This window comes from Microbispora sp. CA-102843 (assembly GCF_050936215.1).
Lineage (GTDB): Bacteria > Actinomycetota > Actinomycetes > Streptosporangiales > Streptosporangiaceae > Microbispora.
Genome location: NZ_JBNJNF010000001.1, coordinates 4,979,358 through 4,994,795, shown reverse-complemented (window position 1 = coordinate 4,994,795; position 15,438 = coordinate 4,979,358). Strand labels below are relative to the sequence as shown.

The following is a 15,438-nucleotide window of genomic DNA, read 5'->3' as shown; positions in this document are numbered from 1 at the left end:
GGCCAAATCGTTATTTACACTCCTGCTTCGCCGGCGCCCTTGACGCTGGCGCCGTACCGGGAGACGTACTCCTGGCCGGACAGGCGCTGGATCGCGGCCATGACCTCGTCGGTCACCCGCCGCCGGTCCCTGGCGCTGCCCGGGTCGCCGGTGAAGGTCATCGGCTCGCCGAACCGCACGCCGATGCTGTGCAGGCGCGGCACCGACGTGCCGGGCGGCAGCACCTTCTCGGTGCCGAGCATGGCGACGGGAACGACCGGGGCGCCGGTGGTCAGCGAGAGCCAGGCCACGCCGACCTTCCCCCGGTACAGCCGGCCGTCGGGGGAGCGGGTGCCCTCGGGGTAGATGCCGAACAACTCGCCCGCCTTCAGCACCTCCACCGCGGCGTCGAGCATGTCCTGGGCGGCGGAGACGTTCTCCCGGTCGATCTCCATCGCCCCCATCGCGCGCATCCACGCCGCGACGAGGGGGTTGCCGGTGAAGTACTCCTTCTTCGCCACGAACCGCACCATCCGCGGCACCACGGCCGGCATGAAGAACGAGTCGAGCACGGACAGGTGGTTGGAGGCGAGGATCGCGGGCCCGTGCGCGGGGACGTGCTCGAGGCCTTCCAGCCGCGGCCGCCACAGCGCGTGCATGACGGGAACGCTGATGAGCTTCAGGGCGGGGTAGAGCACGGCCTCTCCTTCTCCGGTCCGACGGACATACCCTAGGCCGCCCGGACCACCGTTCAGGTGTATGACCCCTGCAACACACTCCCTCGTGTTTTGTGCGGCTTCACCAATACTCTGCTGTACCTACTAGTATGTACGGCATGAGCACGCCGGACCGCCTGATCGAGAGCACCCGCGAACTGCTGTGGGAGCGTGGCTACGTCGGGACCAGCCCGCGGGCCATCCAGCAGCGGGCGGGAGCCGGGCAGGGCAGCATGTATCACCACTTCTCCGGCAAGCCCGACCTCGCGCTGGCCGCGATCGGCCGTACGGCGGAGGAGATGCGCGCAGGCGTGGAGGAGATCCTGAACGGCCCTGGCACGGCCGTCGAGCGCGTGTCGGCCTACCTGCGGCGCGAGCGGGAGGTGCTGCGGGGCTGCCCGATCGGCCGGCTCACACAGGACCCCGACGTCATGGCCGATCCGGTGCTGCGGCGGCCCGTGGAGGAGACGTTCGCGTGGCTGCGCGACCGGCTCGCGGCGGTGCTGGCCGAGGGGCGTGAAAGGGGCGAACTCGACGCCGGTCTCGATCCCGCACCGACCGCCGCGACGGTCGTGGCGGTGCTGCAGGGCGGATACGTCCTGGCCCGCGCGGCCGGCTCGCCCGAGCCGTTCCACCAGGCCGTCGACGGGGTGCTCGCCCTGCTGTCCCGCCCCTGACCCGCAGGAAGAGGCCGCCGTGTACGCGATGCAGTACGAGATCACCCTGCCCGCCGACCACGACATGACGATCATCCGGGAGCGGGTGGCCACCCGCGGCCACGCCCTCGACGACCGGGCCGGACTCGGCCTCAAGGCCTACCTGATCCGCGAGCGGGGCGTCGCCGGGTCGCCGGTCAACCAGTACGCGCCGTTCTACCTCTGGCACGATCCGGGGCGGATGGGCGAGTTCCTGGTCGGCGGGGGCGGCTTCCAGGGCATCGTCGGCGACTTCGGCCGGCCGGTCGTGCAGCACTGGACGGGGCTGGCCGTCGAGGGCGGCTGCTGACGTTCGCGCTGTGGGAGCGGGAGGCGTCCGCCGCCCATGCCGGCGCCGAACGCTACGAGGTGCGGCACCTGTCCGCGCCCGGCCTGGCGAGCCTGCCCCGAGGCCGGGCCTGGTGAAACGACACGGCGCCCCGCGAGAACGAGTCTCGCGGGGCGCCCACGTCGAGGGCCGATGTGGCGGTCGCCTCCTCGGCGAGATGCACAACACGGCTCCAGCCGAACGGTATTCCGTGAAGGCAGTGATTGCGGCCCGGGGGACACAAACCACATCGGCCAAGAACGACTTTAGCCGACTTCCGCCCCTGCTTTCTCCCGCCCCCCGCATCAGGGTCCGTCATCAGCGGCCCAAGCCTGTGTGCACTATCGTCGGCGAGTGGCGAATTTGATCAAAACAGAACGGCTCGTGCTGCGGCGCTGGCGGGAGGAGGACAAGGAGCCCTTCGCCGCCCTGAACAGCGATCCTGTCGTCATGGAGCACTTCCCGGCCACGCTCTCCCGGGAGGAGAGCGACGCGCTGGTCGAGCGCATCGAGGCAGGTTTCGACGAGCGCGGGTTCGGCTGGTGGGCGGTCGAGGCGGACGGGAAGTTCATCGGCTTCACCGGACTGCAGGTCCCCAGGTTCACCGCGCACTTCACGCCGTGCGTGGAGATCGGCTGGCGGCTCGCCTGCTCCGCCTGGGGGCGGGGGTACGCCACGGAGGCGGCGCGGGCGTCCCTGGAGGACGGGTTCGGCCGGGTCGGCCTGACCGAGGTCGTCTCGTTCACGGCGGTGCCGAACGTCCGCTCGCAGGCGGTCATGCGGCGGCTCGGGATGATTCACGACGTCGCCGGGGACTTCGACCATCCGGTGCTTCCCGAGGGTCACCCGCTGCGCCGCCACGTTCTGTACCGGATCCGGAGGCAGGGGTGAGCGGCATGCGGTTGCTGGTGCTGGGCGGCACGACGTTCGTCGGCCGGTGGGTGGTCACGGCCGCCGTGGAGCGCGGCTGGCACGTCACCACGTTCACCCGCGGGCTCGCCGGGTGGGCCCATCCCGAGGCCGAGGCGGTGACCGGCGACCGGCTCCGCCCGGCCGACCTGGCCCCGCTCGCCGAGGGCCGGTGGGACGCCGTGGTGGACACCTGGGCCGGCGCGCCCCGGGTCGTGCGCGACAGCGCCCGCGCGCTGGCCGGGTGCGCGGACAGGTATGTGTACGTCTCCAGCAGGGCGGTGTACGCGTCCCCGACGCCGGCCGGCCTGAACGAGGACTGGCCCACGGTGGAGGCGTCCGCGGACGCCGAGGACATCGACTACGCCCCCAACAAGCGGGGCGGCGAGCTCGCCGTGGAGGAGGCCTTCGGCGACCGCGCCGTACTGGCCAGGGCCGGGTTGATCCTCGGGCCGTACGAGCTCCCGGGACGGCTGCCGCACTGGCTGCTGCGGGCCGCGCGAGGCGGGGAGATCCTCGCCCCCGGCCCGGCCGACCAGCCGTTCCGCTACGTGGACGTACGGGACCTCGCGGCCTGGCTCCTCGACGCGGCCGAGCGCGGCGTGCCGGGCCCGGTCAACCTGGTCAACCCGGAGGGGCACGCCACGACCCGGGACCTGCTGGAGTCCGCGGTCGCCGTCGCCGGCGGGCCGGCGGAGCTGGTCTGGATCGAGCCCGAGGCGATCGAGGCCGCAGGGATCGACCGGTGGGCGGCACTGCCGGGATGGATCCCGCCCGGTCCGGAGCAGGCCGGGCTCATCCGGACCGACGTCGGCCGGGCCCTGGCCACCGGGCTGCGGTGCCGTCCGGTGGTGGAGACCGTCGCCGACACTTGGGCGTGGCTGACCGGGTCCGGCGAGAGCCCCGCGTTCCCGCCCGGGCTCGACCCCGCCGAGGAGCGCGCCGTGATCGACGCCTGGCGGCGGTCGGCGTCCTGACGCCATGACGGACGACCTGCGCGAGGTGGCACGAAAGGGCTGCTGAAGCGGAGCTGCGCGGCGGCCCCGCGTGCCTGCGCTGCTTCACCGGGACACGACCGAGGCCGACCTCGCGGTCCTGCTGGAAGAGATCCGCGCCGCCGTGTGACGCTCAGACGGCGGCCGTCAGGTCGCGGATCGCCCGCAGCACCTCGCCGGGCCGCTCGATGTGCAGGTGCTGGTGTGAGGCGCCGTCGAGCACACGGTGCTCGCCCCTGGGCACCGAGCGGGCGATCGCCGCGTGCAGGGCGCGCACCCCGTCGTGCGCCTCACGCATCACCTCCTCCGGCATGAACCGCGCCCAGTAGGGGTTGACGCCTCCCGCGCTCAGCACGATCAGCGGGACGTCGGGCAGCGGTCCGCCGTCGCGCAGCTCGCCGTAGACCTCGGTCTCGAAGTTCTCCGTCTCGCGCAGGCTCGTCCGCCACGACGCCAGGTGGTGGTCGATCAGCGCCTCGCGCACCGGCGCGGGCCACTCGGCGTACAGGCGGGCGTACGCCTCGCGGGCGGCCCGGCGCTGCTCGTCGGTCAGCTCCGGCATCCGCGCCGGGTCCGGCCGCATCCGCTCGGCCAGCCCGGCGCAGGACCGGGAACCGCCGCGGCCCGCAGGAGGTCGCGCAGTTCGACGGCGACCTCGGCCGCGCCGCGGGGGAGGGGCACGGAGGTGCTCCAGCCCGTGCCGCCCCGGTCGTACAGCACGCTCGTGGTGAACGCGGCGGCCCCTTCCTGCACGTTCAGGAAGTCGGGGCCCACCAGGCCCGCGCCCGGCAGGAACACCACGCCCGGCCCGCCCGAGCCCGAGCGGTGCAGCATCAGCCGCCGTTCCCCGACGTCGTGCAGACGCCCCAGTGGCGGGGCCGTTGTCTCCGATGACGGTCGTCCCATGCCGCCCTCTCCCACATTGATCGTTCGCATTTCTGCGAACGGTAGCACACGTGCGATCATTCGATCCATGGACGTGATGGAGGTGCTCGCGCACCCGGTGCGGCTGCGCGTCGTGCAGGCTCTCGCCGGTGGGCGGGTTCTCACGACATCGCAGCTGTGCGAGCGCATATCGGACGTGCACAAGGCGACCGTCTACCGCCACGTCGGCGCGCTCGCCGACGCCGGCGTGCTGGAGGTGGACGGCGAGCACCGCGTCCGCGGCGCGGTGGAACGGCGCTACCGGCTGCGCGAGCGCGTGGTGATCGACGCCGACACCGTGGCGGCGATGTCGCCGGAGGACCACCGGCGCACCTTCGCCACGGCGATGGCCGCGCTGATCTCCGAGTTCGACGCCTATCTCCGCCTGGAGGGCACCGATCCGGTGGCCGACGAGGTGGGCTACCGGCAGCACGTGCTGTGGCTGAGCCGGGAGGAACGCGCCGAGATGATCGAGGAGTTGCGCGCGGTGATCGTCGCGCGGATGAGGAACGAGCCCGCGCCGCACCGCAGGCGGCACCTGCTCAGCCCGATCCTGTTCCCGGTCGAGACGCCCCCGCCGGACGCCGGGGCGTGACCGGCCTCGGGGACGTCGCGCTGCTGGCCGCCGCCGGGATGCTCGCCGGGCTGGTCGGCACCGCGGGCGGCATCACGTCCCTCATCTCCTATCCCGCCCTGCTCGCGGCGGGCCTGCCCGCCCTCGCGGCCAACGTGGCCAACATCGTCGCGCTCGTCGCCTGCTGGCCCGGCTCGGCCCTGGCCTCGCAGCCCGAACTGCGGGGAAAGGGGCCGTGGCTGCGGCGGTGGGTGCCGCTCTCGGCGGTCGGCGGAGCGGCGGGGGCGGCGTTGCTGCTGTCCACCCCGCCCGGCGTCTTCGCCCGCGTCGTGCCGTTCCTCGTGGCCGCGGGTTCGCTGGCGCTGCTCGCGCAGCCCCGGCTCGCCGTACGCCACGAGAGGGGCGGTTCGCCTGACGCCGTTCTTCCGCTCGGGCTGACCGCTCTGTCGGTCTACAACGGATACTTCGGCGCGGGGTCGGGGGTGATGATCCTCGCCCTCCTCCTGGTGACCGCCGAGCCGCGACTGCCCGCCGCCAACGCCCTGAAGAACATGCTCCTCGGCGTCGGCGCCCTGGTCTCCGCCGCCGGATTCGCCGTCTTCGGGCCCGTCGACTGGGCCGCCGTCGCCCCTCTCGCCGCGGGCCTGTTCGCCGGCTCCACGCTCGGCCCCCGGGTCACCCGGCGCCTGCCGGCCGGGCTGCTGCGCTGGCTGGTCGCCCTGATCGGCCTCGGCCTGGCGGTCCGTCTGTGGGTCGCACCGGGCGCCTGATCGCCGACTCGGACGTGCGCGTCGGGTGGGACCTGGTCATCGGCGAGCCAAGATCCTCTGGGAACGCAGGCAGGAATGACCGCAGGCGCGTTCAGCCCGCTGTCGCACCGGCGGGGTTCGCGTCGTCGCCGAGATACGTCCCATACCCTTCGACCACCAGTGGGCCGTCAAAGATCAGCACCTCGTTGACCAGGCCGCCCTTTTGATTGCGGTAGTTGATGACCAGGCAATCGACGCCGACGTAGGAGTTGAGCACCTCGAACCGGAGGTCGGGGATGCGCCGCAGCCCCTCGGCCCAGTAGGCGCGCAGCGCCGCCTTGCCCTGGATGGTCCCATCGCCACCGACAAGCTGCGCCGCGACCGGCGAACGGAACGTCACGTCCTCCGCGAAGTGAGCCAACACCCCGTCCACGTCATGGGCGTTCCATGCCGCCACCCAGCTGCCCACGAACTCCCGCACCGCACCATGATCCATACGCGCGATTATGTCGGACCCCGCCAGACTTTCGCTTGACTTATCGATAAATTGAATATAGGTGTAACTCCATGGAAAGTGAGACCAGGCGTCCGTATCGCATGGGTGCCCGGGCCGCGGCCGTAGAGGTCACGCGCACGCGCGTGCTGGAGGCGGCGGCCGCGCTGTGGATGCGGCGCTGGTACGACGACGTCACGCTGCAGCACGTCGCCGATGAGGCGGGTGTGTCGGTGCAGACGATCGTCAACCACTTCGGCGGCAAGGACGGGCTGGCCGACGCCGTCGCCGACTGGGTGGCGTCGCAAGCGGCGGCCGACCGCCAGGCGCCGACCGGGGATGTAGCGGCGATCGTGGCCGTGCTCTTCGAGGACTACGAGCGGCACGGCGACGCCAACGTGCTCTGGACCGCGCAGATGGACCGTGTCCCGGCGATCGCCCGGGCGGCCGCTCACGCGCGCGGCCAGCATCGGGCATGGCTGGAACGGGTCTTCGCCGATCGCCTCCCGGCCCCGGGTCCCGCCCGCGAGCATGCGCTGAACCTGCACTACGCCGCCACGGACATCTACCTGTGGAAGCTGTGGCGGCGCGACCTCGGCCTGTCACGCGAGGACGCCGAACGTGCCATGCGCGACCTGTTGACCTCGATCGACCCCCGGAAGACACACGATGCATAAGAAATTCCTGTTCGCCACCTGGTCCGGCGGCGGAGCCGTGCCACCCGTCCTGTCGATCGCCCGCGCGCTGCGCGAACGCGGCCACGACGTCCGCGTGCTGGCCGACAGGTCACTGCACGAGGAAGTCGCCGCCGGCGGCGTGGAACCGATCGCCTGGACCACGGCGCCCCAGGGCGATGCCACCGATCCGGCCAAGGACGTCATCAAGGACTTCGAGGCCCGCACGCCGATAGGCGCGTTCGCGCGGCTGAGAGATCGCATTGTCTGCGGCCCCGCGGCCGATTACGCCCGGGACACGCTGGCCGAGTTGCGTGCCCGACCGGCTGCCGTGCTGGTCGCCGAGCACATGCTGCTTGGCGCGGCCACCGGCGGCGAGGCCGCGGGGATCCCCGTGGCCTCGCTGGTGACGACCCTTTATCCGTTCCCCACTCCGGGGGCGCCACCGCCCGGTCCGGGTCTCGCCCCCGCCTCGGGCATGCTGGGGCGCCTGCGCGATCGGGTGCTGACGCAGCTGATCCTCAAGCCCTGGGGGAAGGGACTGCCGGCGCTGAACGCCGCCCGCGTCGCGCACGGCCTCTCGCCGGTGGACTCGGTGATCGACGCGTTCGATCGCGTCGACCGCGTGCTCGTGCTGTCGCCGCGCGCGCTGGACTACCCCGGCAGGCGCTTTCCCGCCCACCTGCGGCACGTCGGCCCACGGCTCGACGATCCGGCCTGGGCGGCCGGGGAGCTGGAGCTGCCGGAAGGTGACGCACCGCTGGTTCTGGCCGGCCTGAGTTCGTCGTTCATGAACCAGCGCGCCCAACTCGAGCGCATCGCCGATGCTCTCGGCACGTCGCCGGTGCGCGGGCTGCTGACCACCGGCCCGGCCGTGGACCCGGCGACGGTCCGCGCGCCCGGCAACGTCCTGGTCACCGCGGCCGCCCCGCACGGCACCGCGCTGCGCCACGCCGCGGTGACGATCACGCACGCCGGCCACGGGACGGCCGTCAAGTCCCTGGCCGCCGGGGTCCCCCTGGTCTGCGTGCCGCTCGGGCGCGACCAGATCGAGGTGGCACGGCATGTCGAACTCGCCGGCGCCGGGATCACCGTGAGCAAGAACGCCTCACCCCGCATGATTGCCCGGGCGGTCGACCGTGTTCTCCAGGAGCCCTCCTACCGGCGCGCAGCGCAGCGACTGGCGGCCGAGATCGCCGCCGAGGTAGCCACCGACCGAGCGGTCGCCGAACTCGAGGCCCTCGCCGTACGAGCGACCGGCAGGGACGAGGGCGCCCCCGGACGCGATACGGCCGAACCGTCCGGGCCATCACAGATGTTGTCGAGCTGACCCCGGGGCGTAAGTGTGCTTGACGACGAAGGGGGCGAGGCCGGTACGTGCTTGCAAACTACCAGCGCCCAGTACTACCGTCTCGGCGAGCGGTTGCAAATCACAAGCGGAAGGGGCCACCGTGCTGAGGCAGGTCGCGGAGGGCGTGCTGACCCACGAGAGCGAGTTCTGCCACAGCAATGCCGTTGTCGTGCAAGGCCGCGCTGGCGTGCTGCTCATCGACCCCGGGGTGCAGGGCCACGAAATGGCCTGCCTCGCGAACGACCTTCGCGAATTGAGCCAGCCCGTTGTGGCGGGTTTCTCGACGCATCCGCATTGGGATCACCTGCTCTGGCACGCCGGGCTCGGCGCGGCGCCTCGCTACGGCACGGCCCGCTGCGCGGCCACTGTCCGAGATCGGCTGTCGGACGCCGGTGCGAAGGCCCGCATCGCCGCCCACCTGATACCGCCGGACATCGTCGAGCAGGTACCGCTGGACCTGCTCGGCCTCATCACCGCCCTACCCGCCGACACCGCGCGGATTCCATGGGATGGCCCTCAAGTCCGGATCATCGAGCATCAAGCGCATGCACCGGGCCACGCGGCGCTGCTCATCGAAGAACGCGGCGTTCTCGTCGCCGGCGACATGCTCTCTGATGTCCTGATTCCGATGCTCGACTTGAACGGCACCGCTGACCCGATCGAGGACTACCTCGCAGCGCTGCGGCTGCTGGAAGGTGTGGCGGACGACGTCGATGTCCTCGTCCCCGGCCACGGGTCGATCGGCGGAGCTCATCAGGTACACGCACAGATCGACCAGGATCGGGCGTACGTGCTCGCCTTGCGTGAGGGCCATGTTCCCAGTGACCCGCGGGTCGGCCCATCGGCCAAGCCCGGCTGGGAGTGGGTAAGCGATGCGCACAACGGGCAAGCCCAGCGCCTCGCCCGACGAAGCGGGCGCGACGGGACGCCCGGCTAACTCGCGGTGGTGCCGGCCCAGCGATCCCGCGGCTTCGCCGAGGGACAGCGACCGGTCCAGCCACGCGGCCCGCTTCTCGATCACCGGCCGCACCTGCCCGGGAGTCAAGGCGTCGATGTCCGCCAGTGCGTACAGGTCATAGGAGCGGCCCTTCTTCCCGAACACGTCGGCCACGGCCAGGTGGCCCGCCTCGGCGAGGGTGCTGATGTCGGCGGGCTCGAGGTCCAGGCCAAGGCGCTCGCCGAGCCGATCCGCGCACCGGCCGGCGCCGATCGGGTGCTCGGCCGCAAGGCCGCCAACCTTTGCGACGGTCGAACGGCCCCCAGCCGTGCTGGGGGCCGTTCGACGCATTCGAAGAGCGGGAGGTCAGACGCCGAACGCCGCCGGGTAGCGGATGACGCCGCTCGGGACCGGCCGTTCAGGGTCGAGGGCGAGCGCCATCATGTACTTGTCCTCGACGTCGAAGGGCGGGCGGATGCCGTATCCGGAGGCCGGGGTGAAGCCGAAGCGCGGGTAGTACTCGGCGTGGCCGAGCACGACCACCAGGTTCTCGCCCTGCTCGCGGGCGGCGCGCAAAGCGGCGCGGATGGCGGCGGAACCCGCGCCCCGCCGCTGATGTTCGGGCCTGACGGCGCACGGGCCCAAGGCGAGGGCGGGTGAGTCGCCGACGTAGCAGCGGGTGAGCAGCGCGTATCCGGCGAGATCGCCGCCGGGGGCCTCTGCCAGCCAGGACAGGCCGGGCAGCCACGCCTGCGGGTCGGCCCGCAGCGCCTCGACGAGGTCGGCCTCGTGCGGGCTGGGGAAGGCGGCAAGGTTGATGTCGCGGATGGCGGCGACGTCGCCGGCGCTCTCGGGACGGGTGGCCCAGGAAGGGGTCATGGTCGGGTTCATCTCCTTGTTCTTCTGCGGATGCAGGACATAGCCGGTGTACTGGTAGTCCGCGCCGTGCTCGCGGCGCATGGTGATCTCTTGCAGGGTGGCCGCGACCGCCTCGCGCATCCCGGGTACGGCCAGGTCTGCCGCGTGGGCGCGCTGTGACAGCGGCGTGTAGTACTCCTCAAACCAGTCGCGGTCGGGGAGTGGATGCAGCGCGGCGACGGCATACCCTGCGGCGTGCGCCGCGGCGATGTTGCGCTCTCGGGTGCGCAGCGGATAGGCCTGATCCCAGAACGCGCGGGCTTCGGCGGATGGGGAGTCGGTGCTCCATTCGCATTCGGTGACGACCAGCCGGCCACCTGGGGCGAGCAGTCGCCGCCAGGAGCGCAGCGCGGTGTCGAAGCCGATGATGTACGCGGATCCTTCGGCGCAGATCAGGTCGAAGCTCTCGTCCGGGAAGGGCAGGAGCGGAGAGCGGCCCGGCCCGCAGCCGATGTCCAGCACGCGCGGGCGCGGCGCCGGCGGCTCGGCCGGGGACAGCAGGTCGCGGGTGGTCGCGTCGGAGCCGGACCCTTGACGTGCCAGGTTGTCGTGCAGGGCGAAGAATGCCGCCACTGTGGGGTCGCTGATCGGGTCGTGCGGGCTTTCGGGCATGGTGGTGCGGGCTTCTGGTGGACGATGAGCGGTCGGGGAGGTCGGTGGGACGCGGCCGGTCATGGCTGCTGGTCCCGGAACCTGTAGGTGGCGCGCAGGTGACTGGTGATGGCCTTCTGCCGGTTGACGCGCTCGTCGCGGAGCCGGGCATCGGTACGTGAGGCCGCCCAGGCGTTCTCCCGTTGCAGCTTGTGGTAGCTGCGCAGGCGACGTTCGGGCAGCTCACCCGCCCTGATGGCGGCCTGGACCGCACATCCTGGCTCGGTGTCGTGGGCGCAATCGCCGAAGCGGCAATACGCGGCGAGGTCTTCGATCTCGGCGAAGACCTGCTCCAGGCCGTCGGCGGCGTCGTGCAGGCTGATCCCGCGCAGGCCGGGCGTGTCGATGAGGACCCCGCCGCCGGGCAGGGGGACCAGCTCGCGGCGGACGGTGGTGTGGCGGCCCTTGCCGTCCTGCGCGCGTACCGTGCCGGTGGCCAGCAGCTCCCCGCCGAGCAGCGTGTTGCCGAGGCTGGACTTGCCCGCACCCGAGGGGCCGAGCAACACGGTGGTGCCGTGCAGCAGCGCGGCCAGCGCGTCGATGTTGTGACCCGTGGCGACGCTGGTGACCAGGATCTCCACGCCGGGTGCCAGCGCGCCGGCCTCGGCGTGGACGGCCTCGGGATCGGTGGCCAGGTCCGCCTTGGTCAAGACGATCACCGGCTGCGCCCCGCTCTCCCAGGCCAGGGCGAGCAGCCGCTCCAGCTTGGCCGCGTCCAGGGGCGTGGCCAGGGACAGGGCGATGACGACCGTGTCGACGTTGGCGGCGAGCACCTGCCCGTGGGAGGACCTGGACGCCGACGAGCGCACGATCGCGCTGTGCCGCGGCAGCAGCGCCACCAGGTGCGGTTCGGCGCCCGGGCGCAGCGCGGCCCAGTCGCCGGTGCAGGGCGTCAGGAGCGGGTCGGGTGGGTGCGGCGCGGCGAACGTGGCCCGCATCGGGCCCGACGTGGTGATCGCCGTGCACAGGCCGCGATCGACCCAGGAGATCCGGGCCGGCACGAGGCCCGCTTCGTGATGTTCGGTGAAGGTTTGGTCGAGTGCGTCGGTCCACCCATACCGGGACAGGCCGGATGGATCGGTGTACGTGTGTGGCAACGTGAGACCCTTGCGGAGAAGGGGCCCCGACGAGACGCGGGCATCACCCCGCCTGGCGAGCCGGGTGGCTCAAGGCTGGGGGAAGAAGTGGGTCAGACCGGGGCCCGGGACGTGAGGTTGGTCCGGGCGCTGCGCATGGCAGCGGTCTTCACCGCGGTCATCAAACCTCACCTCCCTCCCACGCCGATCCAATACCGAACGAGCGGCAGCCTAGCACCGCGACCAGGGGCAGTTGTACCACTGCCGTTCCCGCTCTTGTCGGCCCCCCACTCGGGCCCGCGTCACCAGCCGCAAAGTAACGCTGTGTGACTATTCCGGTCCCACCCCTTTGGGAGCGTAACGGCCTGGCTGTGCGGCGGTGGCGTGCCAGACACTGCCGGCCGAACAGCCGCGCGCGAACGCGCTCGCCCGCCGGTTGGCCCGCGATGCCCTCGTGCCCGGCCTGACCGCCGCCGCACGGGTCCTGACGTCACCGTTCCTCACTGGTTTTGCCCTCAGGTACGTGGTTCCCGCCGTGCCGGGGCAGGGGCCATCGGGGCGAGGCCGAGGTCCGCGAGCGCGGCCGCGCCGCGCTCGGCATGGTCGCCACCGGCGAGCACCATGGTCCGTGCGGACTGGTAGCGGCAGCCGGCGGCGTCGAACGCGTCCGCCGTGGCGAGCAGCGCCTCCCGGTCGCCGTGGAGCAGGGCCTCGGCTCGCTCCACGATGGCGCCGGCGACCGGGTTGCCGGCCACGACGGTCCGGGCCTCGGCCAGACGGTCGCGAGCGTCGGGGCTCCCGGCGAGCACGGTGGCCTCGGCGCGCAGCGCGACATACCAGTGGTGCCAGATCCAGGTGACCCACTTCCACACCTGTCTGGCCTCGGGGGCCATCCGCTCCAGCGCCTCCGGCGCCTGCCCGCGGTGAAGCAGGAGCATCGCGTCGAAAACCGCACCGTAGCCGTAGGTGCGGTCCGGTGGGGTGCCGAGCTGATTCAGGACCTCCTGCCATTCGCGCTGGGCGTCGTGGTCGTCGCGGAGGCCGTGGATCATCGCCACCGCGGCCACCGCCGGGCCGAGGTACGACCGGGTGGGGCTGCCCGCCTGCCGCCACGCGTCCAGGAGCCGGACGCTTCCGGTGAGTACCTCGTCGACGTTGCCCGCCAGCGCGTCGGCCATCAGCGGAGCGCGGTGACCGACCTCCGCCAGTGACGGATGCTCGGTCAGCCGGCGTGCCCATCGGACGGCGCCCGGCACGTCTCCGGCACCAAGGGCGGCCTCGACGACCATACCGAGCGCGTCGATCAGCTCCTGGGTGCCGGCCGGCGAGACCGGCAGGGACGACAGGATCGTGATCCGGCGCCGGGACATGGCGGCGGTGGCGAACGTGTCGTCGGCCCAGATGTGAGCGCAGGTGAGCGCGTCGAGTGCGGCCGACTCGGCGATCGGGTCGCCGGTCCGGCGGGCGAGCTCGACCGCCCGCTCGGCGCGCGCGATCGTCTCCGGCACGGCGTTGCCGGACGGGCCCTGGACGGCACCGAACGCGTCGGTGAGCACCGCGGCCTCGGCCAGTGCCACCGCGGCCCGCGCGGCCGGATCGTCGCCGGCCGGTTCCCGCGCCTCGGCGATCAGCGCGAGCGCCTCCTCCCGGGACGGGACCCGCACGAACGTGGCCGAGAACCGGAACGCGATGGTGGCGGCGGTCGCCAGGTCGGCGGCGGCGCCGGCGGGGTCGCCGGACATGCGGGCGGCGTCCGCGGCCGCGCGGCGGAGGCGGTACATGTCGTCGCCGATCGTCCGGCAGCCGGCCACGGCCGCGGCCTGCCGGAGCATCGATGCGGTGGCGGCGGGGTCCGTCGCGAGCTCGGCCGCCTGCTCATAACGCCGCTGGGACTCGCCGGTCAGGTTGCGGGTGAAGGTCAGCTCCGCCAGGTGCCGGGCCAGCTCGTACGCGTCCGCGCGCTGCTCCGGCCGGTCGGCCGCCCACGCCAGGGCCGCGCGCAGGTCGTCCGCCACCAGGTCCAACCGGGCCCGCCAGTCCTTTCGTACCACTGCCAGACCGGCGGCCTCGGCCAGGCACCAGCGAAGGTGCCGGGATCGGGCGTCGACCAGCTCACCCGCCTCGGCGAGCCGCTCCGTCCCGTACTGGCGGATGGTCTCCAGCGCCCGGTACTCCGTACCGCCCGAAGACGCCGTCACCACCAGCAGGCTCTGTTCGGCGAGCCGGGCCAGTCCGTCGGCGACGAGACCTTCCTCGACCATGCCGTCCCCGACCATGCCGTCCTCGGACCTGGCCACCTCCGCCGCCGCGGCAGCGGTGAACGGCGCAGCGAACACCGAGATCCGGCGCAACAGCGCCCGGTTGCCCGGCTCCAGCAGGGCGTGGCTCCAGTCCAGCGCCGCCCGCACCGATCGGTGCCGTTCATCGGCGCGGGAGCCGCCGGTGAGCATCCGCAGCGGGTGGGATAGGGCGGCGGTGATGCCGTCGAGCCCGAGCGTGGGATACCGGGCGGCGGCCAGCTCGATCGCCAGCGCCATTCCATCCAGCCGCTCACAGATGGAGGCGATCTGGTCGTGCAGCGGAGGATCCAGCGGCCAGCCGACCGCCGCCGCCCCCTCCATGAACAACGCGACCGCGTCCGAGCCGCCGTCGACGGCCAGCGACAGCGGCGGGACCGCATACACCCGTTCGAACGGCACCATCAGCCGTGCCCGGCTGGTCACCAGCACCGTCAATCGAGGGCACCTCGCGAGCAGTCGTTCAAGAAACAGCGCCACCCCGTGCACCACTTGCTCGCAGTTGTCCAGCACCAGCAGCGCATGACGGTCGGCCAGCGCGGTGACCAGGGACTCCGTCATGGCGCGGCCGGGCTGCTCACCGAGGCCGAGCGCCCCGGCGACCGTGGCCGCGATCATGTCTGGATCGGTGACCGGGACGAGGTCGACGAACCACACCCCGTCGGCGTACTCGCCGGCCGTCTCCGCGGCCACCGCCAGCGCGAGCCGGGTCTTGCCCACTCCACCGGGACCGACCGCGGTCACCTGGCGGTACGCCTTGATCATCTCGGTCAGCTCGGTCCGCTCGCTCACCCGGCCGATGAACGAGGTCAGTGGGGCCGGCAGGACCGGTGCCGAATGAGAGGGAGCGGCGTCGGCCGACATATGCGCGCGCCGGGCGAGCGCCCGCCGATCCGGCACCTCCAGCTTGCGCAGCAGGGAGGAGACGTGACTCTCCACGGTACGCACCGAGATGCTCAGCCGTGCCGCGATCTCGGCGTTGCTGAGATGGGCTCCGACCAGTTCCAGCACCCCGGCTTCCCGAGGCGAGATCTCCACTCCTGTCACCACTGCCCCAGTTTGGCGCATCCCCTCCGCACCCCATCGTGCTGTCGATCCGTGGCCGAATCCGTGGCCGAATCCGTGGCCGATTCCGTGGTCGCCACGGATGTGGACCGGGCAGGCCGGGAGAA

The 15,438-nt window shown here is 72.3% G+C and carries 16 protein-coding genes and 1 pseudogene; 9 read left to right on the top strand and 8 right to left on the bottom strand.

Annotated features, from left to right (window positions below):
* Positions 1–14: 14 nt before the first annotated feature.
* On the bottom strand, positions 15–677 hold the full coding sequence (locus ACQEVJ_RS23230) for a lysophospholipid acyltransferase family protein (RefSeq protein ID WP_433104277.1): 663 nt from the start codon (positions 675–677) through the stop codon (positions 15–17).
* Positions 678–814: 137 nt separating this feature from the next.
* On the opposite strand from ACQEVJ_RS23230, the gene ACQEVJ_RS23225 reads away from it, so the two are divergent.
* The 4 genes from ACQEVJ_RS23225 to ACQEVJ_RS23210 all read left to right on the top strand — a co-directional run bounded on the left by ACQEVJ_RS23225 (position 815) and on the right by ACQEVJ_RS23210 (position 3,604).
* Positions 815–1,372, top strand: coding sequence for a TetR/AcrR family transcriptional regulator (locus tag ACQEVJ_RS23225; RefSeq protein WP_433104275.1), 558 nt, complete (start codon positions 815–817; stop codon positions 1,370–1,372).
* Between the two features lie 28 nt (positions 1,373–1,400).
* Complete coding sequence (locus ACQEVJ_RS23220) at positions 1,401–1,700, top strand: DUF4865 family protein (RefSeq protein ID WP_433112925.1); 300 nt, start codon at positions 1,401–1,403, stop codon at positions 1,698–1,700.
* A 372-nt stretch (positions 1,701–2,072) separates the two neighbouring features.
* On the top strand, positions 2,073–2,609 hold the full coding sequence (locus tag ACQEVJ_RS23215; protein ID WP_433104273.1) for a GNAT family N-acetyltransferase: 537 nt from the start codon (positions 2,073–2,075) through the stop codon (positions 2,607–2,609).
* Between the two features lie 5 nt (positions 2,610–2,614).
* Positions 2,615–3,604: an NAD-dependent epimerase/dehydratase family protein gene (locus tag ACQEVJ_RS23210; RefSeq protein WP_433104271.1), complete on the top strand. Its 990-nt coding sequence runs from the start codon at positions 2,615–2,617 to the stop codon at positions 3,602–3,604.
* 151 nt (positions 3,605–3,755) lie between these two features.
* Here ACQEVJ_RS23210 and ACQEVJ_RS23205 read toward each other — a convergent pair whose 3' ends face one another.
* Entirely contained in the window at positions 3,756–4,184 is a 429-nt protein-coding gene (locus tag ACQEVJ_RS23205) for an alpha/beta fold hydrolase (RefSeq protein ID WP_433104269.1), read from the bottom strand.
* Positions 4,172–4,558 carry an alpha/beta fold hydrolase gene (locus tag ACQEVJ_RS23200; RefSeq protein WP_433104267.1) on the bottom strand — a complete coding sequence of 129 codons (387 nt, stop codon included), beginning with the start codon at positions 4,556–4,558 and terminating at the stop codon, positions 4,172–4,174. Before ACQEVJ_RS23200 ends, ACQEVJ_RS23205 begins: the two co-directional genes overlap by 13 nt.
* 37 nt (positions 4,559–4,595) lie before the next feature.
* On the opposite strand from ACQEVJ_RS23200, the gene ACQEVJ_RS23195 reads away from it, so the two are divergent.
* Both ACQEVJ_RS23195 and ACQEVJ_RS23190 read left to right on the top strand, forming a co-directional pair.
* Positions 4,596–5,141 (top strand): helix-turn-helix domain-containing protein, encoded by a 546-nt coding sequence (locus tag ACQEVJ_RS23195; protein ID WP_433104265.1) that lies wholly within the window; start codon positions 4,596–4,598, stop codon positions 5,139–5,141.
* Positions 5,138–5,890: a sulfite exporter TauE/SafE family protein gene (locus ACQEVJ_RS23190; RefSeq protein ID WP_433104263.1), complete on the top strand. Its 753-nt coding sequence runs from the start codon at positions 5,138–5,140 to the stop codon at positions 5,888–5,890. Before ACQEVJ_RS23195 ends, ACQEVJ_RS23190 begins: the two co-directional genes overlap by 4 nt.
* Before the next feature lie 91 nt (positions 5,891–5,981).
* Here ACQEVJ_RS23190 and ACQEVJ_RS23185 read toward each other — a convergent pair whose 3' ends face one another.
* Positions 5,982–6,365 (bottom strand): nuclear transport factor 2 family protein, encoded by a 384-nt coding sequence (locus tag ACQEVJ_RS23185; RefSeq protein WP_433104261.1) that lies wholly within the window; start codon positions 6,363–6,365, stop codon positions 5,982–5,984.
* Positions 6,366–6,436: 71 nt separating this feature from the next.
* On the opposite strand from ACQEVJ_RS23185, the gene ACQEVJ_RS23180 reads away from it, so the two are divergent.
* The 3 genes from ACQEVJ_RS23180 to ACQEVJ_RS23170 all read left to right on the top strand — a co-directional run bounded on the left by ACQEVJ_RS23180 (position 6,437) and on the right by ACQEVJ_RS23170 (position 9,324).
* Positions 6,437–7,039 carry a TetR/AcrR family transcriptional regulator gene (locus ACQEVJ_RS23180; RefSeq protein WP_433104259.1) on the top strand — a complete coding sequence of 201 codons (603 nt, stop codon included), beginning with the start codon at positions 6,437–6,439 and terminating at the stop codon, positions 7,037–7,039.
* Positions 7,032–8,366, top strand: a complete 1,335-nt coding sequence (locus tag ACQEVJ_RS23175; protein ID WP_433104257.1) for a glycosyltransferase — start codon at positions 7,032–7,034, stop codon at positions 8,364–8,366. Before ACQEVJ_RS23180 ends, ACQEVJ_RS23175 begins: the two co-directional genes overlap by 8 nt.
* A 121-nt stretch (positions 8,367–8,487) precedes the next feature.
* On the top strand, positions 8,488–9,324 hold the full coding sequence (locus ACQEVJ_RS23170; protein WP_433104255.1) for an MBL fold metallo-hydrolase: 837 nt from the start codon (positions 8,488–8,490) through the stop codon (positions 9,322–9,324).
* Between the two features lie 366 nt (positions 9,325–9,690).
* Here ACQEVJ_RS23170 and ACQEVJ_RS23165 read toward each other — a convergent pair whose 3' ends face one another.
* The 4 genes and pseudogenes from ACQEVJ_RS23165 to ACQEVJ_RS23150 form a co-directional block, all read right to left on the bottom strand.
* Positions 9,691–10,215 carry a GNAT family N-acetyltransferase gene (locus ACQEVJ_RS23165; protein ID WP_433112922.1) on the bottom strand — a complete coding sequence of 175 codons (525 nt, stop codon included), beginning with the start codon at positions 10,213–10,215 and terminating at the stop codon, positions 9,691–9,693.
* Positions 10,216–10,554: 339 nt separating this feature from the next.
* Positions 10,555–10,854 (bottom strand): annotated as a pseudogene (locus tag ACQEVJ_RS23160) (class I SAM-dependent methyltransferase); the annotation flags it as partial.
* 59 nt (positions 10,855–10,913) lie between these two features.
* A complete protein-coding gene (gene rsgA / locus ACQEVJ_RS23155; RefSeq protein WP_433104253.1) occupies positions 10,914–11,990 on the bottom strand; it encodes a ribosome small subunit-dependent GTPase A in 1,077 nt (358 codons plus the stop codon).
* Positions 11,991–12,484: 494 nt separating this feature from the next.
* Positions 12,485–15,304, bottom strand: coding sequence for an ATP-binding protein (locus ACQEVJ_RS23150; RefSeq protein ID WP_433104251.1), 2,820 nt, complete (start codon positions 15,302–15,304; stop codon positions 12,485–12,487).
* Positions 15,305–15,438 lie beyond the last annotated feature (134 nt).